This is a genomic window from Citrobacter sp. RHB25-C09 (assembly GCF_013836145.1).
In the GTDB taxonomy this organism is placed as follows: Bacteria; Pseudomonadota; Gammaproteobacteria; order Enterobacterales; family Enterobacteriaceae; genus Citrobacter_A.
The window spans coordinates 3,776,913-3,802,373 of sequence record NZ_CP057483.1 but is presented as its reverse complement, the minus strand read 5'-3'; the positions used below and the strand labels follow the sequence as shown (position 1 = coordinate 3,802,373).

Genomic DNA, 25,461 nt, shown 5'->3' with positions numbered 1-25,461 from the left:
TTTTTTTCAATCCTGATTGTTGGGTTTTTGTTAAGCCGAGGATCGGCATCAAACGTGTTTCCAGGGCCGGGGATAAGGGATATTCAGGAGAAAAAGTGTCACAAATTCGTCAGTTATGCTGGATGAGCTTACTGTGCTTAAGCAGTTCTGCCTTTGCCGCCAACGTCCGTCTGCAGGTCGAGGGGCTTTCAGGAGAACTGGAGAAAAACGTCCGTGCGCAGCTCTCTACTATCGAAAGCGATGAAGTCACGCCAGACAGACGGTTTCGCGCGCGGGTAGATGATGCCATCCGCGAAGGACTAAAAGCGCTCGGCTATTATGAGCCGACGATTGATTTTGACCTGCGACCGCCTCCGGCAAAAGGGCGGCAGGTCCTGATTGCCAAAGTGACGCCTGGTGAACCGGTGCGTATTGGCGGTACTGAAGTCATTTTACGCGGCGGCGCGCGCACCGACAGAGATTACCTGGACCTGCTGAAAACGCGCCCGGCAATCGGTACGGTACTTAATCATGGTGACTATGACAGCTTCAAAAAGTCCCTCACCAGCGTGGCGCTACGTAAAGGGTATTTCGACAGTGAATTCAACAAAAGCCAGTTAGGGGTCGCGGTCGATCGCCACCAGGCTTTCTGGGATATCGATTACAACAGCGGCGAACGTTACCGTTTTGGTCACGTGACCTTTGAAGGTTCGCAGATCCGCGACGAGTACCTGCAACACCTGGTACCGTTCAAAGAGGGCGATGAGTACGAGTCGAAAGATCTCGGCGAACTTAACCGCCGTCTCTCGGCGACCGGATGGTTTAACTCCGTCGTCGTAGCGCCAGAATTTGATAAAGCGCGTAAAACGAAAGTGCTGCCGCTAAAAGGCGTCGTCTCTCCGCGTACTGAAAATACCATCGAGACGGGGGTGGGCTATTCCACCGATGTGGGACCGCGCGTCAAAGCGACGTGGAAAAAGCCGTGGATGAACTCGTATGGTCACAGCCTGACCACCAGCGCCAGCATCTCGGCGCCTGAACAGCAGCTGGACTTCAGTTACAAAATTCCCCTCCTGAAGAATCCCCTGGAACAGTACTACCTTGTCCAGGGCGGTTTTAAGCGGACCGATCTTAACGATACCGAGCAGGATTCCACCACGCTGGCGCTTTCGCGCTACTGGGACCTCTCCAGCGGCTGGCAGCGTGCCATCAACCTGCGCTGGAGTCTTGACCACTTTACTCAGGGTGAGGTGACCAACACCACGATGCTGCTCTATCCTGGCGTGATGATCAGCCGCACGCGCTCGCGCGGTGGCCTGATGCCGACCTGGGGGGACTCGCAGCGTTATTCGGTGGATTACTCCAACACTGCGTGGGGGTCGGATGTTGATTTCTCGGTTATTCAGGCGCAAAACGTCTGGATCCGCACGTTGTACGACCGTCATCGCTTTGTGATGCGCGGCAATCTCGGTTGGATCGAAACCGGTGATTTCGACAAAGTGCCGCCGGACCTGCGTTTCTTCGCCGGGGGCGACCGCAGTATTCGCGGCTATAAATACAAATCTATCTCACCAAAAGACAGCAACGGCGATCTGAAAGGCGCCTCGAAGCTGGCGACCGGGTCGCTGGAGTACCAGTACAACGTCACCGGAAAATGGTGGGGAGCCATGTTTGTCGACAGTGGCGAAGCGGTGAGTGATATCCGTAAAAGCGACTTCAAAACCGGGGCTGGGGTGGGCGTGCGCTGGCAGTCACCGGTCGGGCCGATCAAGCTCGATTTGGCCGCGCCAATCGGCGACAAAGACGAACACGGTTTACAGTTTTATATCGGTCTGGGGCCTGAATTATGAGTTTATGGAAGAAGATAAGCCTCGGTGTTCTGATTGTTCTCCTGCTGCTGCTGGGAACGGCGGCGTTTCTGGTGGGCACGACAACCGGTCTGCATCTGGTTTTCAGCGCTGCGAACCGCTGGGTGCCAGGGCTGGAAATAGGCCAGGTGACCGGCGGCTGGCGTGATTTATCGTTAAAAAATATCCGCTACGACCAGCCCGGCGTGGCGGTTAACGCCGGGGAAGTGCATCTGGCCGTTGGGCTAAATTGCCTGTGGAACAGCAGCCTGTGCGTCAACGACCTGTCGCTTAAAGACATCAACGTGGCTATCGACAGCAAAAAGATGCCGCCTGCCGAACAGGTTGAAGAAGAAGAGGACAGCGGCCCGCTGGATCTTTCTACGCCGTATCCCATCACCCTTTCCCGCGTGGCGCTGAATAACGTCAATATCAAAATTGATGACACCACCGTTTCGGTGATGGATTTCGCCTCCGGCCTCACCTGGCAAGAGAAAAACCTGACTCTCAAACCCACCTCGCTGCAGGGACTACTGATTGCGCTGCCGAAGGTAGCGGAAGTGGCGCAGGAAGAGGTGGTTGAGCCGAAAATCGAAAACCCACAGCCTAATGAAAAGCCACTCGGCGAGACGTTGAAAGATCTGTTCTCACAGCCGGTACTGCCAGAGATGACGGATGTGCATCTGCCGCTCAATCTCAACATTGAAGAGTTCAAAGGCGAGCAGTTACGCATTACGGGCGATACCGATCTCACCGTGCATAGCCTGCTGTTAAAAGTCAGCAGCATCGACGGCAATATGCAGCTCGATACGTTGGATATCGACTCAAATCAGGGCACGGTGAACGCGACCGGCACGGCTCAGCTTGCCAATAACTGGCCGGTGGATATTACCCTCAACAGCACCCTGAACATCGATCCGCTGAAAGGTGAGAAGGTGAAACTGAAGGTTGGCGGCGCACTGCGTGAACAACTTGAAGTGGGTGTTAATCTTTCCGGCCCGGTGGACATGGTTCTGCGCGCCCAGACGCGTCTGGCGGAAGCCGGACTGCCGCTCAACCTGGAAGTGGTGAGCGAGCAGATCTACTGGCCGTTTACCGGCGACAGGCAGTTTCAGGCCGATGATATCAAGCTCAAGCTGACCGGCAATATGACCGACTATACGCTGTCGATGCGCGCGGCGGTGAAAGGGCAGGATATCCCGCCAGCGACCATTACGCTGGATGCTAAAGGTAACGAGCAGCAGATCAACCTCGACAAACTCAGCGTTGCGGCGCTGGAGGGGAAAACCGAGCTGAAAGCGCTGGTGGACTGGCAACAGGCAATCAGTTGGCGTGGTGAACTGACGCTGGACGGCATCAATACGGCGAAAGAGGTGCCGGACTGGCCGTCGAAGCTTAACGGGTTGATTAAAACCCGGGGCAGTTTGTATGGCGGAAGCTGGCAGATGGAGATCCCCGAGCTGAAGCTGACCGGCAACGTCAAACAGAACAAGGTTAACGTTGACGGATCGCTAAAGGGCAACAGCTACATGCAGTGGACCATTCCGGAGCTGCACCTGGAACTCGGCCCGAACAGCGCGGAAGTGAAAGGCGAGCTGGGCGTGAAAGATCTTAATCTGGATGCCACCATCGACGCTCCGGGTCTGGACAACGCGCTGCCGGGGTTAGGCGGTACAGCGAAAGGGCGGGTGAAAGTGCGCGGTACGGTTGAGGCACCACAGCTACTGGCGGATATCACCGCGCGTAATCTGCGCTGGCAGGAACTGTCCGTGGCGCAGGTACGCGTGGAAGGCGATATTAAATCGACCGACCAGATTGCCGGGAAGCTGGACGTTCGCGTAGAACGCATCTCGCAGCCGGATGTGAATATCAACCTGGTGACCCTGAACGCCAAAGGCAGCGAGAAGCAGCATGAATTGCAGTTGCGCGTACAGGGGGAGCCGGTTTCCGGTCAGTTGGATCTGGCGGGAAGTTTTGACCGCAAAGAAGAACGCTGGAAAGGAAACCTGAGCAACACCCGCTTCCAGACGCCGGTCGGGCCGCTGTCTTTGACACGACCGATTGCGCTGGATTACCGCAACCAGGAGCAAAAAATCAGTATTGGGCCGCACTGCTGGGCGAACCCGAATGCTGAATTGTGCGTACCCCAGACCATTGATGCCGGCGCTGAAGGACGGGCGGTTGTTAATCTTAACCGTTTTGACCTGGCGATGTTGAAGCCGTTTATGCCAGAGACGACGCAGGCCAGCGGAGTATTCACCGGTAAAGCCGATGTCTCCTGGGACACCACCAAAGAGGGGCTGCCGCAAGGCAACGTGACGCTCTCCGGGCGTAGCGTGAAGGTGACGCAGACGGTTAACGATGCGCCGCTACCGCTGGCCTTTGATACCCTCAACGTGAGCGCCGATCTGCACAATAATCGCGCCCAGTTGGGCTGGCTGATTCGTCTGGCCAATAACGGTCAGCTTGAAGGGCAGGTACAGGTGACCGATCCGCAAGGACGGCGCAATCTTGGCGGCACAGTGGCGATTCGCAACCTCAATCTGGCGATGGTTAACCCGATTTTCGCGCGTGGCGAAAAAGCGGCGGGCATGCTGAATGCGAATCTGCGCCTGGGGGGCGATCTGCAAAGCCCGCAGATGTTTGGGCAGATGCAGCTAAGCGGGCTGGATATCGACGGTAACTTTATGCCATTTGATATGCAGCCAAGCCAACTGGCGATGAATTTCACCGGCACGCGTTCAACGTTAGCAGGGGAGATCCGCACGCAGCAGGGACAAATCAACCTTAGCGGTGATGCCGACTGGAGCCAGATCGACAACTGGCGCGCTCGCGTGGCGGCGAAAGGGAGTAAGGTGCGGATCACCGTACCGCCGATGGTGCGGCTCGACGTCTCGCCGGACGTGGTGTTTGAAGCCACGCCGAACCTGTTTACGCTTGACGGGCGTGTCGATGTACCGTGGGCGCGCATCGTGGTGCATGAGTTGCCAGAGAGCGCCGTGGGCGTTTCCAGCGATGAAGTGATTCTGAATGATGAGTTGCAGCCGGAGAAACCGCAGACCGCAGGGATCCCGATCAACAGTAACCTGATTGTCCACGTCGGCAATAACGTGCGTATAGACGCATTTGGCCTGAAAGCGCGACTCACTGGCGATCTGAAAGTCGCGCAGGATAAGCAGGGGCTGGGGCTAAACGGGCAAATTAATATTCCGCAAGGCCGCTTCCACGCTTACGGTCAGGATCTGATCGTGCGTAAAGGCGAGCTGCTATTCTCCGGCCCGCCGGATCAACCGCTGCTGAATATCGAAGCGATTCGTAATCCGGAGGCGACAGAAGACGATGTGATCGCAGGCGTTCGTGTTACCGGAACGGCGGACGAACCGAAGGCGGAGATCTTCTCCGACCCGGCAATGTCGCAGCAAATGGCGCTTTCCTACCTGCTTCGTGGCCAGGGGCTGGACAGCGAACAGAGCGACAGTGCAGCGATGACCTCAATGCTTATTGGCCTGGGGGTTGCACAAAGTGGTCAGGTTGTGGGTAAAATCGGGGAGACTTTTGGCGTAAGCAATTTGGCGCTGGACACCCAGGGTGTGGGGGACTCATCCCAGGTCGTGGTCAGCGGATACGTATTGCCAGGTCTACAGGTGAAATATGGCGTGGGGATATTTGACTCATTGGCGACTCTCACGTTACGTTATCGCCTGATGCCTAAGCTATATCTGGAAGCCGTGTCTGGCGTAGATCAGGCACTGGATTTGCTCTATCAGTTTGAGTTTTAGCAATGCGAATATTTGTCTACGGCAGTTTACGTACCAATCAAGGCAACAGCCACTGGATGACCAACGCCCAGTTGCTGGGGAATTACAGTATCGATAACTACCAGTTGTATAGTCTGGGCCACTATCCAGGCGCAGTTCCGGGGAACGGAACAGTACACGGTGAGGTTTATCGTATTGATAATGCCACGCTGGCTGAACTTGATGCCTTGCGCACCAGGGGCGGCGAATACGCGCGTCAGTTGATCCAGACGCCATACGGCAGTGCATGGATGTACGTGTACCAACGTCCGGTTGAGGGATTAACACTGATCGAAAGCGGTAACTGGTTAGACAGAAACCAGTACTGATGCAAACACGCCACCCTCGGGTGGCGTTGTTTTAACAAGTTGCAACTGTAATCCCTGGGATCAGGATGCATTTGTCTTTTTCTTCATTGCGCTAAAATGCTAATTTAGAGAACCTCTAATTAGTCGGAGTTATTATTTCTCTAAAAGCATAATGTTGCATAATTGCAGAGGAATATGATCTCGCTAGCGGAAAATGTTTTATTTAAGTCGCACTCTCATTCTGCAGAATAATTATCCAGTAAGGATAGTAATAGAATGAGTAATATTGTTTATCTTAGACTCACTGGTGAGCAACAAGGTGATGTTTCTGAGGGATGTGGCACAACTGTCTCAGTCGGTAATCGTTGGCAGCAGAATCATATCAATGAAATATTTGTGTTTTCAGTAAGCGCAGGGGTAACGAATGCAAGTAAAGGCGCGAACCGACAGAAATTAACATTCAGTAAGCAAATAGATAGAAGTTCGCCGCTGTTAGTGAATGCAATTAATAACAATGAAAATATGTTTATGGAGTTTTGGTTTTATCGAATAAATAGATATGGTCAATGGGAAAAATATTATTATGTTCAGCTCAGAGGCGCTTCCATATCAGGGATTCAGCTCCGTATTACAAAAGACGAGATAGATACAGAAACAATATCAGTCAATTATGACTATATTCTTAGTAAACACCTGATAAGTAATACCGAGTTTAGCTATCTTGCTCTGCCTGCGGAATACAATAAGCTTTTTGTTCCTGCTATGAAACCCCAAACCCAAACCCAAACCCAAACCCAAACCCTTAACAGCGCTGGCGTAGGGCAACTGCTGGCGGCGGGGGGGATTTATAACAGCAATATTGAGGGATTCAGGGACACTGCCGAAAAACTGGGCGGTGATGCCGTCAAAGGCTACGATCAGATCCTTAATGACAAAACGGTCGGTGCTGCCATAACCGCTGCTTCGATTGCCGCAGGTTATGGGCTTGGGAGGATGGAGTTAGGCTCGAGAATAAGAAGTCTTGAGAAGTTGAGACGGATTGATACTAAGGGTGTATCATTAGGCCATATTACCACCACTGATAATTTATATCGTCGGACTAGTAATATTGAAATCTTTTCAGATCTAAAAGTGCCTATGCAAATGCGCTATGTTGAACAGGCTGCGCGTGAAGGTGGGGTAGGTTTAGGGGGAGTAAAAGTGAAAATTATCAGGGATCCTGACCTGAAAGGAAAGAATATCTATGGTTATACTCACCCTAATGGCGATATTGATTTGTACCCGGATGCTTTTACAGATATTGAGCAATTAGTAAAAACATTAGGACACGAAAGAATGCATACCATGCAAATCGATCTCTTTAAGCATCCAAATACATATGCTAATGATGCAATTAAGATGAATAGAGAATTGATACTGAATGAAAAGGCCGCTCATGGCATTGAGGATAGTTTTTGGCTATTTTACCTTAAGAATAAGACTGGAAAACTCGAGGAGTACAAATAGATGAACTCTTTGACCTATCTTGAATGGATGAAACACTTACCAAAAGATGATAGTAGTTACACCTCATGTGAATGCCCCGTATGTGGTGAAAAGACTCTTTCTTATCAATACTTTGGTTCCGAGGATAGTAATATCGGATGGAAAGTTATTTGGTGCGAAACCTGTAAATCGGGAGTGAAAGTTTCGAGAACTAAAATACCATTAGGGGCTAGCAGGTTAATTGATTTTCAAGAACAAGAACGGTTCTTTGAAACGAAACCTGAACTGAAGCTACTCGTTTAGAGTAGCATTAATAAAAGCCCCTCATAAAACAAGGGGCTTCAAAAGTAAAGCAGACCTTAGAAAGGCAACTTACTTCTTCGCGCGCTCGAAAGACGCAACGATTTCCGCTTTAGCGGCTTCTGCGTTGTCCCAACCGTCAACTTTAACCCATTTGCCGGCTTCGAGGTCTTTGTAGTGCTCGAAGAAGTGGGTGATCTGCGCTTTCAGCAGTTCTGGCAGGTCGTTCACGTCTTTAATGTGATCGTATTCTTTGCTCAGCTTGGTGTGCGGTACCGCAACCAGTTTTGCATCTTCACCAGATTCGTCGGTCATTTTCAGAACGCCAACCGGACGGCAACGGATCACAGAACCTGGCTGCAGCGGGTATGGTGTTGGGACCAGAACGTCAACCGGGTCACCGTCCAGAGACAGGGTGTGGTTGATGTAACCGTAGTTGCACGGATAGAACATCGCGGTGGACATGAAGCGGTCAACGAACAGCGCGCCGCTCTCTTTGTCGACTTCGTATTTGATCGGATCTGCGTTTGCCGGGATCTCAATAACAACGTAGATATCTTCCGGCAGGTCTTTACCTGCTGGGACGTTGAGTAAGCTCATGTCTGTTTCCTTTAACTGTTACATAAACAAGTGGCAAGTATTATAGCTATCTCGCGCCGAATGTCTCCGCCTGTTTTTGCCTTTAGCCTGTTCACAGCGCCATTTTCAGACCCTTTCCATGACAGGAAAATCCATATCCACAGCCGCTTTTTTCATAGGTAAATGAAAGCGATTACAAAGTTGTGATTAACGTTCTATTTACTTTTTTGAAGTGTGATGTAACGCAATCCGTTACATGCTCGATTGTCTATAGTTTTTTCGGCGACTGTTTCTTAACCAACAATAAACTACCCTACGAGGACACAGTTATGTGGAAGCGCTTACTTTTAGTCACAGCAGTTTCGGCAGCCATGTCGTCTATGGTCATGGCCGCTCCGTTAACCGTTGGATTTTCGCAGGTCGGCTCTGAGTCCGGCTGGCGCGCCGCAGAAACCAACGTGGCGAAGAGCGAGGCCGAAAAACGCGGCATTACGCTGAAAATCGCCGACGGCCAGCAAAAGCAGGAAAACCAGATTAAAGCGGTACGCTCGTTTGTTGCTCAGGGCGTCGATGCCATCTTTATCGCCCCGGTGGTGGCAACAGGTTGGGAACCGGTATTGAAGGAAGCCAAAGATGCTGAAATCCCGGTCTTCTTGCTCGATCGTTCCATCGACGTAAAAGACAAATCTCTCTATATGACCACGGTCACCGCCGATAACGTTCTTGAAGGTAAATTGATCGGTGAATGGCTGATCAAAGAGGTCAACGGCAAGCCGTGTAACGTAGTGGAGTTACAGGGAACTGTCGGGGCTAGTGTGGCTATCGACCGTAAGAAAGGCTTTGCGGAAGCTATCGCCAGTGCGCCAAATATCAAAATTATCCGTTCCCAGTCCGGTGACTTCACCCGTAGTAAAGGGAAAGAGGTCATGGAAAGCTTTATCAAAGCTGAGAACAACGGTAAGAACATCTGCATGGTTTACGCCCACAACGATGACATGGTGATCGGTGCGATCCAGGCCATTAAAGAAGCGGGGCTGAAACCGGGCAAAGATATTCTGACCGGGTCTATCGACGGCGTACCGGATATCTTTAAAGCCATGATCGATGGGGATGCGAATGCCAGCGTTGAACTGACGCCGAACATGGCAGGCCCGGCTTTCGACGCGCTCGAGAAGTTCAAGAAAGATGGCACGATGCCTGAGAAAGTCACCATCACGAAATCGACGCTCTATCTGCCGGATACGGCGAAAGAAGAGTTAGAGAAGAAGAAAAACATGGGCTATTAAGCCCGGTCGCTGTCCGTTGTGTTGCCGGATGGCGGCGTGAACGCCTTATCCGGCCTACGGTTCGGGAGTTCTGTAGGCCTGATAAGCGCAACGTCAACGCCTTATCCGGCCTACGGGGCGCTTTTGTACCGGAGGGAGAAAATGATCGCGGAACAACACCAGGAAATTCTCCGAACAGAGGGATTAAGCAAGTTCTTTCCCGGCGTCAAAGCGCTGGATAACGTTGATTTCAGCCTGCGGCGTGGCGAAATTATGGCGCTGCTCGGCGAGAACGGTGCCGGAAAATCAACGCTGATTAAGGCGCTGACCGGTGTTTATCATGCCGATCGTGGCACGATCTTCCTCGAAGGTAACGCCATTTCCCCAAAAAATACCGCCCACGCACAGCAACTTGGCATTGGTACGGTATACCAGGAGGTCAACCTGCTACCGAACATGTCGGTGGCCGACAACCTGTTTATCGGTCGTGAACCACGCCGTTTTGGCCTGCTGCGGCGCAAAGAGATGGAAAAGCGCGCCACGGAGCTGATGGCCTCTTACGGTTTTTCTCTCGACGTGCGCGAGCCGCTCAACCGATTCTCTGTCGCCATGCAGCAGATCGTGGCGATCTGTCGGGCAATCGATCTCTCCGCAAAAGTCTTGATCCTTGATGAACCCACCGCCAGCCTCGATACGCAAGAGGTTGAAATGCTGTTTGGTCTGATGCGCCATCTGCGCGATCGCGGCGTCAGCCTGATCTTCGTCACCCATTTTCTCGATCAGGTTTATCAGGTCAGCGATCGGATCACGGTGCTACGCAACGGCACTTTTGTCGGCTGCCGCGAAACTCGCGAGCTACCGCAGATCGAGCTGGTAAAAATGATGCTTGGACGTGAACTGGATACTCAGGCTCTGCAACGCGCAGGCCGCACATTACTGAGCGAAAAACCGGTTGCCGCCTTTAAAAACTACGGTAAGAAGGGGACGATCTCCCCATTCGATCTTGAGGTGCGTCCCGGCGAGATTGTCGGACTGGCGGGGCTGCTGGGATCCGGACGCACTGAAACGGCTGAAGTCATCTTCGGTATTAAGCCAGCCGACAGCGGTAGCGCGCAGATCAAAGGCAAACCGCAGACATTGCGATCGCCGCATCAGGCGTCTTGTCTTGGGATCGGCTTCTGCCCGGAAGATCGCAAAACGGACGGGATCATTGCCGCCGCCTCGGTGCGCGAAAACATTGTTCTTGCTTTGCAGGCTCAGCGCGGCTGGCTGCGACCAATCCCGCGAAAAGAACAAAATGACATCGCCGAGCGTTTTATTCGCCAGCTTGGCATCCGTACCCCCAGCGCGGAACAACCGATCGAATTTCTTTCCGGCGGCAATCAGCAAAAAGTGTTGCTTTCACGCTGGTTGCTGACCAAACCGCAGTTCCTGATCCTCGACGAGCCCACACGCGGCATCGACGTTGGAGCGCATGCGGAGATCATCCGACTCATCGAAACCCTGTGCGCTGACGGTCTGGCGCTGCTGGTCATCTCTTCGGAGCTGGAAGAGCTGGTGGGATATGCGGATCGGGTGATCATCATGCGTGACCGTAAACAGGTGGCGGAGATCCCACTGGCCGAACTGTCCGTTCCGGCGATCATGAACGCCATCGCGGCGTAAGGAGACACTTGTGATGCCCCAATCTCTCCCGCAGAGCACGCCGCCAAAACGCCGTTTCCGTTGGCCAACGGGTATGCCGCAGCTGATCGCACTCCTGCTGGTGCTGATCGTCGACAGCCTGGTCGCGCCGCATTTTTATCAGGTTATCCTGCAGGATGGCCGTCTCTTCGGCAGCCCGATTGATATCCTCAACCGGGCCGCCCCCGTTGCGCTGCTGGCGATTGGTATGACGCTGGTGATTGCCACCGGGGGAATCGATCTTTCCGTGGGTGCGGTCATGGCGATCGCAGGCGCGACTACCGCTGCCATGACCGTCGCCGGACACAGCCTGCCGGTGGTGCTGTGTGCCGCGCTGGGCACCGGCATACTCGCCGGACTGTGGAACGGCATCCTGGTGGCGATCCTGAAAATTCAGCCCTTTGTCGCCACGCTGATCCTGATGGTCGCTGGACGCGGCGTGGCACAACTGATCACCTCCGGACAGATTGTCACCTTTAACTCACCTGCGCTTTCGTGGTTTGGCAGCGGCTCACTGCTGCTGTTTCCCACGCCGGTTATTATCGCGCTCATTACGCTGGTGCTTTTCTGGCTACTGACCCGGAAAACGGCGCTGGGCATGTTCATTGAGGCGGTGGGGATCAATATCCGGGCGGCGAAAAATGCCGGCGTCAATACGCGGATCATCGTCATGCTCACCTATGTGCTGAGCGGGTTGTGCGCGGCGATCGCCGGCATCATCGTCACGGCGGATATTCGCGGTGCCGACGCCAACAACGCCGGATTATGGCTGGAGCTCGATGCCATCCTGGCGGTGGTGATTGGTGGAGGATCGCTGATGGGTGGGCGATTTAACCTTCTGCTCTCAGTGGTGGGCGCGTTGATTATCCAGGGGATGAACACAGGAATTTTGCTGTCAGGCTTCCCGCCTGAGATGAACCAGGTCGTTAAGGCCATTGTGGTGCTTTGCGTGTTGATTGTGCAATCGCAGCGCTTTATCAGTCTGATAAAAGGAGTGCGTGGCCGTGATAAAACGTAACTTACCGTTGATGATCACCCTCGGGGTCTTCGTGCTGGGCTATCTCTATTGTCTGACCCAGTTTCCCGGATTCGCCTCGACGCGGGTGATCTGCAACATACTGACTGATAATGCCTTCCTCGGAATTATCGCCGTCGGTATGACGTTTGTGATCCTCTCAGGGGGTATCGATCTTTCCGTCGGTTCGGTGATCGCGTTTACCGGTGTTTTTCTGGCAAAAGCGATTGGTTACTGGGGGCTCTCGCCACTGGTTGCCTTCCCGCTGGTACTGGCAATGGGCTGCGCGTTTGGGGCATTTATGGGGCTGCTGATTGATGCGCTGAAGATCCCGGCATTCATTATCACCCTCGCAGGAATGTTCTTTTTACGTGGTGTGAGCTATCTGGTGTCGGAGGAGTCGATCCCGATTAACCACCCTATTTACGACACGCTTTCCAGTCTGGCATGGAAGATTCCCGGCGGTGGTCGCTTAAGTGCAATGGGACTACTGATGCTGGCGGTCGTGGTGATCGGGATTTTCCTCGCGCACCGTACGCGGTTTGGCAATCAGGTTTATGCCATTGGCGGAAACGCGACGTCAGCGAACCTGATGGGCATTTCCACCCGCAGCACTACCATTCGCATTTATATGCTCTCTACCGGGTTGGCGACGCTGGCCGGGATCGTCTTTTCGATCTACACCCAGGCGGGTTATGCTCTGGCAGGCGTGGGTGTCGAGTTGGATGCCATTGCCTCGGTGGTCATCGGCGGCACGCTGTTGAGCGGTGGCGTCGGTACGGTGCTGGGCACGCTATTCGGCGTTGCTATTCAGGGGTTGATTCAGACCTATATTAACTTTGACGGCACGCTCAGTTCGTGGTGGACGAAGATTGCAATTGGCGTTTTATTATTTATTTTCATCGCCTTGCAGCGCGGATTAACGGTGCTGTGGGAAAATCGCCAGAGTTCACCGGTGACGCGGGTAAACTCAGCTGCTTCACCAAAGTCATACTGAAACACCTAAACTTTTTCCGGTTGTAGTCGATAGCCTTTATATATCCTACAACCGGAAAAAATAATGCCTAAATCCCTCTCGCTTCGAACAACGCTGTTGGTGTTACTTTCCCTCACCGTCCTGCTCCTGTTGCTGACGTGTGGTATGGGAATATATGCATCGACGCATGTCATATCTTCGTGGATCTATTATGGCGTCATGGCTTGTGCGTCATTGACCGCCACCGGGCTGTTGCTGGTGGTCTGGCTGCTGCTGCGCGCTAAACTTTTGCGACCGCTTGATAGCCTCGTGGAACAACTGGAGCGGCTGGCGACGGGCGATCTGTCTGCAACTGAAAACCGTATTGCCAGCGCTGAATTTAACCGTCTCCAGGCAGCGCTTGAAGGTATGCGGGTAGCGCTGACGGTGTCGGTGCAGCGCGTGCGTGACGCCAGCACCCAGATCGATACTGGCAGTCGTGAATTGACCGCAGGCAACCTCCATCTGGCTTCACGTACCGAATCCACAGCGACTTCGCTGGAGCAAACGGCTGCCAGCATGGAACAGCTGACGGCAACCGTAAAACAGAACGCCGAAAACGCGAATCAGGCGCACCAGTTGGCGAAGTCGGTTTCTGATACCGCCGATCGTGGCAGCGAAATGGTCTGTTACGTCATTGAAAAAATGCGCGATATTTCCGGAAGCTCCAACCGAATTGCCGACATCCTTAGCGTGATCGACGGGATTGCCTTCCAGACGAACATTCTGGCGCTGAACGCCTCAGTGGAAGCCGCACGCGCAGGTGAGCAGGGACGAGGGTTTGCTGTCGTTGCGGGTGAAGTGCGCAACCTGGCGAGCCGCAGTGCTGATGCGGCAAAAGAGATCCGCTCACTGATTAGCGACTCTCAAACGCAGGTTGGCGAAGGGAGCGATTTGGCGATGCAGGCCGGTGAAACAATGGACGAGATTGCCAGCGAAGTGATGCGCATGACCAAACTGATGCGCGAAATCGCCAGTGCGTCGCAAGAGCAGAGCCGTGGGATCGAGCAGGTCAATATCGCCGTTAACCAGATGGATGAAACAGCACAGCAAAATGCCGCGCTGGTTCAACAGTCTTCAGCGGCAACCCGCTCGCTGGAAGAGCAGTCTCACGCATTACTCGAAGCGATGGCTTCCTTTAAGTTGCAGACGGCATAACCCGAAAATACGGGCCGGATAAAACGCGATGCGACTTATCCGGCCGACATGCGAACGAATTACGCGTCCGGGAACTCTCGGATAAAGCGTTCCACATCGTCGACCATATGGTCGTTACCGACGAAGAACGAACGGCGCTGGTGCAGGCTTTCCGGAATAATATCCAGAATACGTTCTTTACCGTCACTCGCTTTACCGCCCGCTTGCTCCGCCAGGAATGCCATTGGGTTGCACTCATACAGCAGGCGCAGTTTCCCTTCCGGATGGCTGGCAGTGCTTGGGTAAAGGTAGATCCCACCCTTCAGCAGATTGCGATGGAAATCGGCGACCAGCGAGCCAATATAACGCGAGGTATATGGACGGCTCGTGGACTTGTCCTCTTCCTGACAGAACTTAATGTACTTCTTCACACCGTTCGGGAATCTGATGTAGTTGCCTTCGTTAATGGAGTAGGTTTTGCCGCGCTCCGGGAAGCGCATGCGTTCCTGGCTCAGGCAAAATACGCCCAGTGACGGATCGTAGGTGAAGGCATGGACGCCACAACCCGTGGTGTAGACCAGCATGGTAGAAGAACCATAAACCACATAGCCTGCAGCGACCTGTTTGTTCCCCGGTTGCAGGAAATCTTCTTCGGTAACAGGCGTACCTACCGGCGTAACGCGACGATAGATAGAGAAAATCGTACCGACGGAGACGTTAACATCGATGTTGGACGAGCCATCCAGCGGGTCCATCAGCACCACGTACTTCGCGTGTTCACAGCCTTCAAAGACGACGATTTCATCTTCTTCTTCAGAGGCGATGCCCGCGACAATATCGCGCGCTTTGAGTGCAGCTTTCAGTTTTTCGTTCGCGAACAGGTCGAGTTTCTGTTGCACTTCGCCCTGCACGTTTTCTGCACCGCTGGCACCCAGGATATCGACCAGTCCGGCCTTGTTGATATCGCGGTGGATGATCTTGGCGCCCAGTTTTATTGCCGACAACAAAGCAGTCAGTTCACCGGTAGCATGAGAAAACTCGTGCTGCTTTTCGACAATAAATTCACCTAACGTTTTCATAACACTTTCCCTGCAATTGATATGGAGTAAAGCGACCGTAACAATCTTAACAAATATTTCAGGGGCTGCGCTCAGGTGAATCGCGCCAGCAAAGTACGGATAATCCTGAAATGCGTTTCTCACTTGCCAGACATATGCGTAAAATGGCCCCCAGATTAAAAAAGGACAGTGACGTATGCGCATTCATATTTTGGGAATTTGTGGAACTTTCATGGGCGGTCTGGCGATGCTGGCAAGGTCGCTCGGCCATGAAGTAACGGGTTCGGACGCCAATGTGTATCCGCCGATGAGCACTTTACTTGAGAATCAGGGCATTGATCTGATTCAGGGTTATGATGCGAGCCAGCTTGATCCGCAGCCGGATCTGGTCATCATTGGCAACGCGATGACGCGCGGCAATCCGTGCGTTGAGGCGGTGCTGGAGAAAAATATTCCTTACATGTCGGGCCCGCAGTGGCTGCACGACTTTGTGCTGCGCGATCGCTGGGTGCTGGCCGTTGCGGGAACGCACGGTAAAACCACCACTGCAGGCATGGCGACCTGGATCCTGGAAGCCTGCGGCTACAAGCCAGGCTTTGTAATCGGCGGCGTGCCGGGGAATTTTGAGGTGTCTGCGCGTCTGGGCGAGAGCGATTTTTTCGTGATTGAAGCAGACGAATACGACTGTGCCTTCTTCGATAAGCGTTCCAAGTTTGTTCATTACTGCCCGCGCACGCTGATCCTCAATAACCTTGAGTTTGATCATGCGGACATTTTTGACGATCTGAAAGCGATCCAGAAACAGTTCCACCATCTGGTACGTATCGTGCCGGGTCAGGGGCGCATCATCTACCCGGAACACGACATCAACCTGAAGCAGACTATTGCGATGGGCTGCTGGAGTGAGCAGGAGCTGGTGGGCGAACAGGGGCACTGGCAGGCGAAGAAATTAAGCGCCGATGCCTCCGAATGGGAAGTGTGGCTGGACGGCGAAAAAGTCGGCGAAGTGAAGTGGTCGCTGGTAGGCGAACACAACATGCATAACGGTTTGATGGCGATTGCCGCCGCCCGTCACGTCGGCGTTCAGCCGGTCGATGCCGCGAATGCGTTAGGTTCATTTATTAACGCCCGCCGCCGTCTGGAACTGCGCGGCGAAGCCAACGGCGTCACCGTGTATGACGATTTTGCCCATCACCCGACGGCGATCCTGGCAACGCTGGCTGCACTGCGTGGCAAAGTGGGTGGTACGGCGCGTATTCTCGCGGTGCTGGAACCACGTTCTAACACCATGAAAATGGGGCTGTGCAAAGACGATCTGGCGCCATCATTAGGGCGGGCGGATGAAGTGTATCTGCTGCAACCGCAGAATATTTCATGGCAGGTCGCGGAAGTTGCCGAAGCCTGCATTCAGCCTGCTCACTGGAGTGGCGATGTGGATGTGCTGGCGGAGATGGTGGTGAAATCAGCCCAGCCGGGAGATCACATTCTGGTGATGAGCAACGGCGGGTTTGGTGGAATTCACCAGAAGCTGCTGGATGGTCTGGCGAAGAAAGCGAAAGCTGTAGAAGAGTAAAAAAATGCCCGGTGGCGCTGACGCTTACCGGGCCTACGTATTGTCTGTAGGCCGGATAAGGCATTTATGCCGCCATCCGGCACTCTCTCCGTGCGGAATTACGCTTCGTTCTCCGCCAGCTCTCGCAGATACTGGAAGATCTGTCGCGCTGATTTCGGCGGCTTATTCCCTTCTTTCTCTTTCTTCGCGTTGCGGATCAAAGACCGTAACTGCTGACGGTCGGCGTTTGGCCACAAAGCCAGCACTTCCGCGACCGCATCGTCACCCTCATCGACCAGACGATCACGCAGTTGCTCAAGCTTATGGAACAGCACCACCTGCTGGTTGTGGCGGTTTTTTAGCTTGTCCAGCGCCTGGCGAATCGGCTCCACGTCACGCTGACGCAGCATCTTGCCAATCAACTGGAGCTGGCGGCGGCGTCCTTCCATTTTGATACGCTGCGCCAGTTCAATGGCGGCACGCAGGTCAGGGTCGAGCGGGATTTTATCCAGCGCGTTTTTCCCCAAATCCACCAGTTCCGCGCCCAGGCGTTTTAACTCTTCGGCATCGCGTTTAATTTCACTTTTGCTGACCCAGATAATTTCATCGTCTTCGTCTTCGATGTCATCACCGGGAACGTCGTCGAGCCAGTCTTCGGGCTGCTTTGTCATTTCAGGCTCCTTAAAAAAAGAGGCTAATGTTACCAGTTAAGATGCGCACTGAAAAACGGTTCTCTGTTAGACTTCAGAGAAACTCTCTACAGTATGGCATTTGCGATGAAAGTAATCTCACAAGTTGAAGCGCAGCGTAAGCTTCTTGAAGAAGCCGTCTCCACCGCGCTGGAGTTAGCCTCAGGCAAATCAGACGGGGCGGAAGTCGCCGTCAGCAAGACCACCGGCATCAGCGTAAGCACCCGTTACGGTGAAGTGGAGAACGTCGAATTCAATAGCGATGGTGCGTTGGGCATCACCGTTTATCACCAGAACCGCAAAGGCAGTGCGTCCTCCACGGATTTAAGTCCGCAGGCGATCGCCCGTACCGTACAGGCAGCGTTGGATATCGCACGCTACACCTCACCGGATCCCTGCGCGGGCGTGGCGGATAAAGACCTGCTGGCCTTTGACGCCCCGGATCTGGATCTGTTCCACCCGGCGGAAGTCTCCCCTGACGAGGCCATCGAACTGGCCGCGCGGGCAGAACAGGCCGCGTTGCAGGCAGACAAGCGCATCACTAACACCGAAGGCGGCAGTTTTAACAGCCACTACGGCATTAAGGTGTTTGGCAACAGCCACGGGATGCTGCAGGGCTATTGCTCAACGCGTCATTCGCTCTCCAGCTGCGTGATTGCCGAAGAAAACGGCGATATGGAACGCGATTATGCTTACACCATTGGCCGTGCGTTAGGCGATCTAAAAACGCCGGAATGGGTCGGTGCCGACTGTGCGCGCCGCACGTTATCCCGTCTCTCGCCGCGTAAATTGTCGACCATGAAAGCGCCGGTAATTTTTGCCAATGAAGTCGCAACCGGGCTGTTTGGTCATCTGGTTGGCGCGATTGCGGGCGGTTCGGTCTATCGCAAATCCACTTTCCTGCTGGACTCGCTGGGTAAACAAATCCTCCCGGAATGGCTGACTATCGAAGAACATCCGCACCTGCTCAAAGGGCTGGCATCTTCACCGTTCGACAGTGAAGGCGTGCGTACCGAACGTCGCGACATTATCAAAGATGGTGTACTGACCCAGTGGCTGCTGACCAACTATTCCGCGCGCAAGCTGGGGCTGAAAAGCACCGGACACGCGGGCGGTATTCATAACTGGCGCATTGCCGGCCAGGGGCTGAGCTTCGAGCAGATGCTTAAAGAGATGGGCACGGGCCTGGTGGTCACGGAACTGATGGGACAGGGGGTAAGCGGCATCACCGGCGATTATTCCCGTGGCGCGGCCGGTTTCTGGGTAGAAAACGGTGAAATTCAGTATCCTGTGAGCGAAATCACCATTGCTGGAAATTTAAAAGAGATGTGGCGCAATATTGTGACAATTGGTAACGATATTGAAACACGCAGCAATATACAGTGTGGTTCGGTGCTGTTACCGGAGATGAAAATCGCCGGCCAATAATACCCGTCATACTTCGCGTCTCAGGTCTATTGCCTGCAACGCGAAGTATTCAGAGTATGAGAAGTCATTGTTGAATAATAAAAAAAGGAAGTAAGCAATGCGTAAACACCTGTTAGCAATCATCGCAGTATCAACGCTGGCGCTTGGATCTTCGGCTTTTGCCGCCGATCTGGAAGACAATATGGAAATCCTCAACGACAACCTTAAAGTCGTTGAGAAAGCGGATAACGCGACCGAAGTAAAAGATGCGTTAACCAAAATGCGTGCCGCCGCGCTGGATGCGCAAAAAGCCACGCCGCCGAAGCTGGAAAGCAAAGCCGCTGATGCGCCTGAAATGAAAGACTATCGTCACGGCTTCGATGAGCTGGTAGGGCAGATCGACGGCGCGCTGAAGCTGGCGAACGAAGGCAAAGTCACCGAAGCTAAAGCCGCTGCGGAAGAGTTCAAAACCACCCGTAACGCGTATCACAAGAAGTATCGTTAATTTACACGTTCCGGCCTGCAGACGACGTAGGCCGGATAAGACGCTCGCGTCGCCATCCGGCAGTCTTCATCTCCGCTGAGTAAACGTCATATTCATCACAGTTTCACATTTTCACAGCACCTTCATCGTCCGTTTCCCTTGCTCTGTTTTCACTACATTTTGTGATGCTCATCACATTTAAGCCGCGCTAAATCGTCAAAAGCCCAATTTCTGTGGAGCAGATCACTATTGCCCCTCGCCTTTCCACTTCGAAGTGGAAAACAACTCGCTACAAACTTTTTACCCCCGCCGCTAGTTTTAACTCAGAGCCATTAACGGGGTAAGACGAGTGAATAACGGAGCAGTAATGAACGACACGGGAGATCGGGTGACGCAAACCGCAGAACTGGCCGATCGCATGCTGGCACAGATTTATGCCCTCTTGCGTAACCACCACATCATCCCCAACGCCGTACAGGAACAAATGCTGACGTCTCATGTTCGCGCCATGGCGCACCGGTCAGTGACCGGCGAGCCTTTGCCGGAAGTGGAAGCCAGCTTATTTGATGAAATTTCAGCCGAGTCAATGGCGCTTGCCCGCGACGTGGTCGCAGCATTTGGCAATCTTCCTGAAGAAGAGGCCTGGCTGCTGTCAGTCCACTTTGAAGTCGCGAAAGACAACCTTTAAGGAGCAAAAAGATGGAACAAATTACCGTTGTGATTGGCGATCGTCTGGGTAAAGGCCAGAAAGTGGCAGCAGGCGTGGAAAAAGCGGGCGGACGTGCGGTCGTCGTACCGGGCGTTGCGGCTGACATGAAACTGGGCGACGTGATGAAGGCGGAAAATGCCACCTTTGGCATCTCCTTTTGCGGCAGCGGCGGCGCGGGGGCAATCACCGCGCAAAACAAACACGGCTACAAAGCGAAATACGGTATGCGCTCGGTGGACGAAGGCGTAACGGCGATAAACGAAGGCTGCAATGTGCTGGGTTTCGGCTTTATGGATAAAGAAGAGCTCGGCGAACGTCTGGTTCAGGCGTGGCAGAAGAAGTACGGCGCTTAAACATGAAAGAACAATTCACCACCACGGTGAGAGTCACAGGTAAAGGCGAAGCCAAAGCGCGCGCCTTTGCCGATGCCCTGAACCACGTTCAGGCTGCGGTGATGAAAGCATCGCCGCATATTTTACTGCGTATTGAGCCACAGGATGTGCAGGTTGTTCATGCGCGTGAAACGGTGCGTAAAGAAGCCTTTCTGTTCTTCTTTCTGCGCCGGGAAAGACACACTTACAGCGTGGAGCTGGATGTGACCGTCAACGTGACAGCCATCAATCTGGAGAAGGTGGATTTTGTCTCGCAACGCTGATTCTTTTAAAGAAGGCTAACTATGTTCCTGATAATTTTAATAAAATCGCTCATCATCGGTGCCCTTGTCGGCGTAGGTGTGGGTGCTGGGGCTGCACGCATGTTTCATGCGCCTACCACACAGGGGATGGGCGCGTTTCGTACTCTGGGAGAACTGAATTCCTGCGAAGGGGATCCGGCTTCTCACTTCTCGTTTGGTCTGGGATTCTTCTTCAACGCCTGGGCTTCTTCCGTTGCAGCAGGTTCATTTACCCAGGACGTTGATCACCGCATTATCCCTAACTGGGGTGCCGCAGCGCTGATGCTCAAAAACCGAAATGTCGGCGAAACGCTGCATGACCCGAAAAAAATGGCGATTGCCTGCGGCGTTATCGGCATGATCGTCGTCACCTTCCTTAACCTCACCGCCTCTTCCGTACCGGAAGCATTGCAGGTCACCGCCGTTAAAGTACTGGTGCCGGCTGCAAACCTGTTGGTGAACACCGTGATGCCAGTGATCTTCTGGCTGGCGGCCATCGACGCCGGTAAGAAATCAGGCTTCTGGGCGACCGTATTCGGCGGCGCAGCGCAGCTGATTATGGGGAACGCCGTACCGGGTCTGGTTCTGGGTATCCTGATCGGTAAAGGCGTTGAGGAAAGCGGCTGGAACCATGTAACCAAAGTAATGATGGTCGCCATTGTTCTGCTGTTTGTCCTGAGCGGCTTCTTCCGTGGCTTCGACATGAAGATGATCGAATCCTTCCACATGATCGTGCCGAACTGGCTCGAACTGATCCACAACTCGCTTAGCGGCAAATAACGGAGGCCACAATGGAACAGAATAAAGGTTTTTGGTTTGCCGACTGGTCGTTCCCGATCTTCGTTGGCCTGCTCTCTTCCGGTGTATTTGCCGGGACGCACATGTACTACCTGTATGGGATCGGCGCGTTCAACGAAGTGGCCTTCGTGGCTATGCTGAAAGCGGGAATTGATACCGGCTCCTACGGCGCAGTAGCGGCGTTTGGCGCGAGCTTCCTGTTTGCCCGCATCATTGAAGGTTCCCTGGTGGGAATTCTGGATATCGGCGGCGCCATTCAGACCGGCGTGGGCTTAGGCGTTCCGGCACTGCTGTTGGGTGCGGGCATCATTTTCCCGGTCGAAAACTTTATCGCCGCGCTGGCAACGGGGCTGGGCATTGGTCTGCTGATTGGTTACATCATCATTCTGGCGCGTAAGTTCACCATCAACCAGAGCGACTCAACCTATGGGGCGGATGTGATGATGGGGGCCGGTAACGCTTCCGGTCGCTTCCTCGGTCCGTTGATTATCCTCAGCGCGATGACCGCGTCTATTCCAATCGGGATCGGTTCTCTGGTGGGCGCTCTGTTGTTTTATCTCTGGCAGAAACCGATCACCGGTGGCGCGATCCTTGGGGCAATGATTTTAGGGTCTATTTTCCCGATCGCGATTAGCTAACTGCAACTTTGTAGGCCGGATAAGGCGGTTATGCCGCCATCCGGCAAAAGGAGAGAGACATGTTTGATTTACTCCTGCGCCGCGCGCGTCTGGTTGACGACACGGTCTGTGATATCGCAGTTCAGGACGGCAAAATTGCCGCGCTGGGCGAAATCAACGGTCCTGCAGTGAAAACCGTGGATTTGCAGGGTGAGATTTTCGTCAGTGCAGGGTGGATAGATTCGCACGTTCACTGCTACCCGAAATCTCCGATTTATCATGACGAACCGGACAGCGTGGGGATTGCCACGGGCGTCACTACCGTCGTCGATGCAGGCAGCACGGGTGCTGATGATATTGACGATTTCTACACCCTCACGCATGACGCAGCAACCGAGGTTTACGCGCTGCTCAACATTTCCCGCGTCGGACTGATTGCACAAAACGAGCTGGCCAACATGGCCAATATTGATGCCGATGCGGTGAAGCAGGCGGTTCAACGCCACCCGGATTTCATCGTTGGCCTGAAGGCGCGCATGAGCAGCAGCGTGGTCGGCGAAAACGGCATTACGCCGCTGGATCGCGCTAAAGCGATGCAGAAAGAGAATGGCGATTTGCCGTTGATGGTCCACATCGGCAATAACCCGCCGGATCTGGATGAGATTGCAGAGCGTCTGAGTGCGGGCGATATCATCACCCACTGTTTCAACGGTAAACCCAACCGCATTTTGACGCCGGAAGGTGAACTGCGTGCGTCAGTAACCCGGGCGATTCAGCGTGGCGTCCGTCTTGATGTTGGGCATGGCACCGCCAGCCTGAGCTTTGCGGTGGCGAAACGCGCGATCGGCTTAGGCATTCTGCCGCACACCATCAGCTCAGATATCTATTGCCGTAACCGGATTAGCGGTCCGGTTCATTCTCTGGCGAATGTTATGTCGAAATTCCTCGCCATCGGCATGTCACTGCCACAGGTTATTGAGTGCGTGACGGCCAATGCCGCCGACGGTCTGAACCTGAAAACCAAAGGTCGCCTCCAGCCGGGTCTGGACGCCGATTTCACCCTCTTTACGCTTAAGCGCCAGCCCTCCGTGCTGGTGGATGCTGAAAATGACAGCCTGCAGGCTGAGAAACTGCTGGTGCCGCTTGCTGCGATTCGCGCGGGCAAGGGCTACATGACCGAACAAGGGAGCGCGGAACATGCCTTCGATTTTTGAGAAATACCACCTGAAACAAGTCATCAACACCTCCGGCCGCATGACGGCGCTGGGCGTTTCCACGCCGCGTCCGGAAGTGGTAGAGGCGGCGATGGCCGGAATGAATCAGTATTTCGAGATGAAAGATCTGGTCAATAAAACCGGAGAATACATTGCGAAGTTACTGGATGTGGAAGGGGCAACGGTTGTCTCGTGTGCCTCTGCGGGCATCGCCCAGTCGGTTGCCGCCGTGCTGGTTCAGGACAGCGACTGGCTGCTGGAAAATCTGCACGTTACGCCAATTGATAATAACGAAATCGTGCTGCCGAAGGGCCATAACGTCAATTTTGGCGCGCCGGTCGGCACGATGGTGGCGCTGGGCGGCGGTAAGCTGGTGGAAGCGGGCTACGCGAACGAATGTTCTGCTGCTCAACTGGCGGCGGCGATCACCCCGCGTACGGCGGCGATCCTCTACATCAAATCTCACCACTGCGTACAGAAAAGCATGCTCAGCGTCGAGCAAGCGGTCGTGGTCGCGCGGAAACACAACCTGCCGCTGATCGTCGATGCGGCAGCGGAAGAAGATTTGCAGTGCTATTACCGTGCCGGTGCGGACCTGGTGATTTACAGCGGGGCGAAGGCCATCGAAGGGCCGACAAGCGGGCTGGTGATCGGCAAAACGCAGTACGTTGAGTGGGTGAAACGCCAGACGGCCGGTATTGGCCGGGCAATGAAGGTTGGTAAAGAGGGGATCCTCGGTCTGACCTGCGCCATCGAACTCTACCTGAATGCTCAGAAAGAGAGTGGCGCGGAGATGGTCGAAAAAATGACGCCATTTATCGAAGCGATGAATCAGCTTCACGGCGTGAGCGCTCGCGTAGTCTGGGACAGCGCCGGACGGGATATCGCCCGCGCGGAAATCAAATTTGATGAGGCGGTTACCGGCATTGCCACCGGCGAACTGGTCGAAGCGCTCAAGCAGGGTGAATACGCGATTTACTTCCGTGGATACAAAGCCAACGAAGGGATTATTGAAGCCGACGTGCGCAGCGTAGACCGCGCACAGTTGGACATTGTGGCGCGCCGCATTGGCGAAGTGATTAATCAGGAGAAAAAAGCATGAAACTGACCCCGAACTTTTACCGCGACCGCGTCTGCCTGAATGTGCTGGCCGGTTCCAAAGAAAATGCCCGCGAGATTTACGCGGCGGCGGAAGGTCATGTGCTGGTCGGTGTGCTGTCAAAAAACTACCCTGATGTCGCCAGTGCCGTCGCGGATATGCGTGAATATGCGGCGCTGATAGACAACGCGCTGTCCGTTGGCCTTGGCGCGGGCGATCCAAACCAGTCCGCGATGGTCAGCGAGATCTCGCGTCAGGTTCAGCCGCAGCACGTTAATCAGGTTTTCACCGGCGTGGCGACCAGCCGTGCGCTGCTTGGACAGAAAGGCACGGTGGTGAACGGTCTGGTTTCACCTACCGGCACGCCCGGCATGGTGAAGATTTCTACGGGGCCGCTGAGCAGTAAAGCTGCCGACGGCATTGTGCCGGTCGAAACGGCTATCGCCCTGCTGAAAGACATGGGGGGAAGCTCAATCAAGTACTTCCCGATGGGCGGTCTGAAGTGCCGTGACGAGTATAAAGCGGTGGCAGAAGCCTGTGCGCGCCATGATTTCTGGCTGGAACCGACGGGCGGTATCGATCTTGAAAATTACGCCGAGATTCTGCAAATCGCGCTTGATGCCGGGGTCAGCAAAATCATTCCTCACATTTATAGTTCTATTATTGATAAGGTGAGTGGAAATACACGTCCCGATGATGTACGCCAGTTGTTGGCGCTTACCCGGGCGTGCGTCGGTTAATAACGAGGAGA

General features: G+C 54.0%; 23 protein-coding genes. 20 read left to right on the top strand and 3 right to left on the bottom strand.

Annotated elements, in window-relative coordinates; all coding sequences use genetic code 11:
• The first annotated feature begins 95 nt into the window (after positions 1 to 95).
• The 4 genes from tamA to tssD all read left to right on the top strand — a co-directional run bounded on the left by tamA (position 96) and on the right by tssD (position 7,437).
• Complete coding sequence (tamA, locus tag HVY19_RS17945) at positions 96 to 1,829, top strand: autotransporter assembly complex protein TamA (RefSeq protein WP_181681891.1); 1,734 nt, start codon at positions 96 to 98, stop codon at positions 1,827 to 1,829.
• Positions 1,826 to 5,605 carry an autotransporter assembly complex protein TamB gene (tamB, locus tag HVY19_RS17940; protein WP_181681889.1) on the top strand — a complete coding sequence of 1,260 codons (3,780 nt, stop codon included), beginning with the start codon at positions 1,826 to 1,828 and terminating at the stop codon, positions 5,603 to 5,605. Before tamA ends, tamB begins: the two co-directional genes overlap by 4 nt.
• A gap of 2 nt (positions 5,606 to 5,607) precedes the next feature.
• A complete protein-coding gene (locus HVY19_RS17935) occupies positions 5,608 to 5,952 on the top strand; it encodes a gamma-glutamylcyclotransferase (protein ID WP_181681887.1) in 345 nt (114 codons plus the stop codon).
• A 255-nt stretch (positions 5,953 to 6,207) separates the two neighbouring features.
• Positions 6,208 to 7,437, top strand: a complete 1,230-nt coding sequence (tssD, locus tag HVY19_RS17930) for a type VI secretion system tube protein TssD (protein ID WP_181681885.1) — start codon at positions 6,208 to 6,210, stop codon at positions 7,435 to 7,437.
• Between the two features lie 351 nt (positions 7,438 to 7,788).
• Here the strand turns inward: tssD and ppa are convergent, their stop codons facing one another.
• Positions 7,789 to 8,316, bottom strand: coding sequence for an inorganic diphosphatase (ppa, locus tag HVY19_RS17925; RefSeq protein WP_004109025.1), 528 nt, complete (start codon positions 8,314 to 8,316; stop codon positions 7,789 to 7,791).
• 308 nt (positions 8,317 to 8,624) lie between these two features.
• Here ppa and ytfQ point away from each other — a divergent pair, with 308 nt between their 5' ends.
• The 5 genes from ytfQ to HVY19_RS17900 all read left to right on the top strand — a co-directional run bounded on the left by ytfQ (position 8,625) and on the right by HVY19_RS17900 (position 14,431).
• On the top strand, positions 8,625 to 9,581 hold the full coding sequence (gene ytfQ / locus HVY19_RS17920) for a galactofuranose ABC transporter substrate-binding protein YtfQ (protein WP_181681883.1): 957 nt from the start codon (positions 8,625 to 8,627) through the stop codon (positions 9,579 to 9,581).
• A 141-nt stretch (positions 9,582 to 9,722) separates the two neighbouring features.
• Positions 9,723 to 11,225 (top strand): galactofuranose ABC transporter, ATP-binding protein YtfR, encoded by a 1,503-nt coding sequence (gene ytfR / locus HVY19_RS17915; RefSeq protein WP_181681881.1) that lies wholly within the window; start codon positions 9,723 to 9,725, stop codon positions 11,223 to 11,225.
• 13 nt (positions 11,226 to 11,238) lie between these two features.
• Positions 11,239 to 12,261, top strand: a complete 1,023-nt coding sequence (ytfT, locus tag HVY19_RS17910; protein WP_181684323.1) for a galactofuranose ABC transporter, ATP-binding protein YtfT — start codon at positions 11,239 to 11,241, stop codon at positions 12,259 to 12,261.
• Positions 12,248 to 13,255 (top strand): galactofuranose ABC transporter, permease protein YjfF, encoded by a 1,008-nt coding sequence (yjfF, locus tag HVY19_RS17905; protein ID WP_181681879.1) that lies wholly within the window; start codon positions 12,248 to 12,250, stop codon positions 13,253 to 13,255. Before ytfT ends, yjfF begins: the two co-directional genes overlap by 14 nt.
• A 63-nt stretch (positions 13,256 to 13,318) precedes the next feature.
• Positions 13,319 to 14,431: a methyl-accepting chemotaxis protein gene (locus tag HVY19_RS17900; RefSeq protein WP_181681877.1), complete on the top strand. Its 1,113-nt coding sequence runs from the start codon at positions 13,319 to 13,321 to the stop codon at positions 14,429 to 14,431.
• 59 nt (positions 14,432 to 14,490) lie between these two features.
• Here HVY19_RS17900 and fbp read toward each other — a convergent pair whose 3' ends face one another.
• Positions 14,491 to 15,489, bottom strand: a complete 999-nt coding sequence (gene fbp / locus HVY19_RS17895; protein ID WP_181681875.1) for a class 1 fructose-bisphosphatase — start codon at positions 15,487 to 15,489, stop codon at positions 14,491 to 14,493.
• Between the two features lie 175 nt (positions 15,490 to 15,664).
• Here fbp and mpl point away from each other — a divergent pair, with 175 nt between their 5' ends.
• Complete coding sequence (gene mpl, locus HVY19_RS17890) at positions 15,665 to 17,041, top strand: UDP-N-acetylmuramate:L-alanyl-gamma-D-glutamyl-meso-diaminopimelate ligase (RefSeq protein ID WP_181681873.1); 1,377 nt, start codon at positions 15,665 to 15,667, stop codon at positions 17,039 to 17,041.
• A 98-nt stretch (positions 17,042 to 17,139) separates the two neighbouring features.
• Here the strand turns inward: mpl and yjgA are convergent, their stop codons facing one another.
• A complete protein-coding gene (yjgA, locus tag HVY19_RS17885) occupies positions 17,140 to 17,691 on the bottom strand; it encodes a ribosome biogenesis factor YjgA (RefSeq protein ID WP_181681871.1) in 552 nt (183 codons plus the stop codon).
• A gap of 93 nt (positions 17,692 to 17,784) precedes the next feature.
• On the opposite strand from yjgA, the gene pmbA reads away from it, so the two are divergent.
• From pmbA to HVY19_RS17835, 10 genes are all read left to right on the top strand, one after another.
• Positions 17,785 to 19,137, top strand: a complete 1,353-nt coding sequence (pmbA, locus tag HVY19_RS17880; RefSeq protein ID WP_181681869.1) for a metalloprotease PmbA — start codon at positions 17,785 to 17,787, stop codon at positions 19,135 to 19,137.
• Positions 19,138 to 19,234: 97 nt separating this feature from the next.
• Positions 19,235 to 19,621, top strand: coding sequence for a cytochrome b562 (gene cybC, locus HVY19_RS17875; RefSeq protein WP_181681867.1), 387 nt, complete (start codon positions 19,235 to 19,237; stop codon positions 19,619 to 19,621).
• Positions 19,622 to 19,967: 346 nt separating this feature from the next.
• Positions 19,968 to 20,288, top strand: a complete 321-nt coding sequence (locus tag HVY19_RS17870) for a glycine dehydrogenase (protein WP_181681865.1) — start codon at positions 19,968 to 19,970, stop codon at positions 20,286 to 20,288.
• A gap of 11 nt (positions 20,289 to 20,299) precedes the next feature.
• The gene (locus HVY19_RS17865) at positions 20,300 to 20,662 is read left to right on the top strand and encodes an SFCGS family glycine-rich protein (protein ID WP_000435389.1); all 363 of its coding nucleotides are present in this window, start codon (positions 20,300 to 20,302) and stop codon (positions 20,660 to 20,662) included.
• 2 nt (positions 20,663 to 20,664) lie between these two features.
• A complete protein-coding gene (locus tag HVY19_RS17860; RefSeq protein WP_181681863.1) occupies positions 20,665 to 20,964 on the top strand; it encodes a DUF4312 family protein in 300 nt (99 codons plus the stop codon).
• Positions 20,965 to 20,985: 21 nt separating this feature from the next.
• Complete coding sequence (locus tag HVY19_RS17855) at positions 20,986 to 21,762, top strand: DUF4311 domain-containing protein (RefSeq protein WP_181681861.1); 777 nt, start codon at positions 20,986 to 20,988, stop codon at positions 21,760 to 21,762.
• Between the two features lie 11 nt (positions 21,763 to 21,773).
• Positions 21,774 to 22,418, top strand: coding sequence for a DUF4310 family protein (locus tag HVY19_RS17850; RefSeq protein WP_181681859.1), 645 nt, complete (start codon positions 21,774 to 21,776; stop codon positions 22,416 to 22,418).
• A 59-nt stretch (positions 22,419 to 22,477) separates the two neighbouring features.
• Positions 22,478 to 23,611 carry an amidohydrolase/deacetylase family metallohydrolase gene (locus HVY19_RS17845; RefSeq protein WP_181681857.1) on the top strand — a complete coding sequence of 378 codons (1,134 nt, stop codon included), beginning with the start codon at positions 22,478 to 22,480 and terminating at the stop codon, positions 23,609 to 23,611.
• Entirely contained in the window at positions 23,595 to 24,713 is a 1,119-nt protein-coding gene (locus HVY19_RS17840) for a DgaE family pyridoxal phosphate-dependent ammonia lyase (protein ID WP_181681855.1), read from the top strand. The genes HVY19_RS17845 and HVY19_RS17840 overlap by 17 nt, the downstream gene beginning before the upstream one ends.
• The gene (locus HVY19_RS17835) at positions 24,710 to 25,450 is read left to right on the top strand and encodes a KDGP aldolase family protein (protein ID WP_181681853.1); all 741 of its coding nucleotides are present in this window, start codon (positions 24,710 to 24,712) and stop codon (positions 25,448 to 25,450) included. Before HVY19_RS17840 ends, HVY19_RS17835 begins: the two co-directional genes overlap by 4 nt.
• Positions 25,451 to 25,461: the final 11 nt, after the last annotated feature.